The 1,100-nt window shown below is 66.4% G+C and carries 1 protein-coding gene; it reads left to right on the top strand.

Annotation, left to right across the window (positions count from 1 at the left end; all coding sequences use genetic code 11):
- The coding region (gene pepN, locus LQV45_RS34845) for an aminopeptidase N (RefSeq protein ID WP_230012518.1) at positions 1 to 1,100 on the top strand (1,100 nt) is incomplete at both ends.

The following is a 1,100-nucleotide window of genomic DNA, read 5'->3' as shown; positions in this document are numbered from 1 at the left end:
CCTGTACACCCAGTTCGAGGTCCCGGATTCGCGGCGCATGTTCGCCGTCTTCGAACAGCCCGACCTGAAGGCCAGCTTCACGTTCACCGTCACCGCCCCCTCGCACTGGGATGTCGTGTCCAACTCCCCCACCCCGGTGCCGGTGGAGACCATCCCCGGCGCGGATGGGGGCGCCCGCTCTGTCTGGGAGTTCACGCCGACACCGCGGCTGTCCTCCTATGTCACCGCGCTGATCGCCGGGCCGTACCAGTCGGTGCGCAGCGAGGTCACGTCGGCGGCGGGCAAGGTCACCCCGCTGGGCATCTTCGCACGCAAGTCGCTCATGCAATACCTCGATGCGGACAACATCTTCGAACTCACCCGGCAGGGCTTCGAGTTCTTCGAGGCCCAGTTCGGCTGCCCGTACCCGTTCGAGAAGTACGACCAGCTCTTCGTGCCGGAGTTCAACGCCGGCGCCATGGAGAACGCCGGGGCCGTCACCATCCTGGAAGGCTACGTCTTCCGCGGCAAGGTCACCGACGCCCAGGTGGAACGCCGCGCCATCACCGTGCTGCACGAGCTCGCGCACATGTGGTTCGGCGACCTCGTCACCATGCGCTGGTGGAACGACCTCTGGCTCAACGAGTCCTTCGCCGAATACATGTCCCACCTGGCCGCCGTCGAGAACACCGAGTTCGGCCACGCCTGGACCACGTTCGCGTCCGTGGAGAAGTCCTGGGCCTACCGGCAGGATCAGCTGCCCACCACGCACCCGATCTTCGCCGAGATCAACGACCTCGAGGACGTCGAGGTGAACTTCGACGGGATCACCTACGCCAAGGGCGCGTCGGTACTGCGCCAGCTCGTCGCCTGGGTGGGCCCGGAGCAATTCATGTCCGGGGTGCGGGAGTACTTCAGCAAGCACGCCTGGCAGAACACCGAGCTCAGCGACCTCATGGCCGAACTCGAGAAGGCCAGCGGCCGCGACCTGGAACGGTGGGGGCAGCTCTGGCTGGAGACCGCCGGCGTGAACACCCTGACACCGGAAATCTCGGCGGCCGCGGACGGCACCATCGAGTCCTTCGCCATCGTGCAGTCGGCGATCGAGAGCGAACCGACCC

It is taken from the genome of Microbacterium sp. Bi128 (assembly GCF_918698205.1).
Note: the sequence above shows the minus strand (reverse complement) of the source record. Positions and strands in the feature narration are given on the sequence as shown.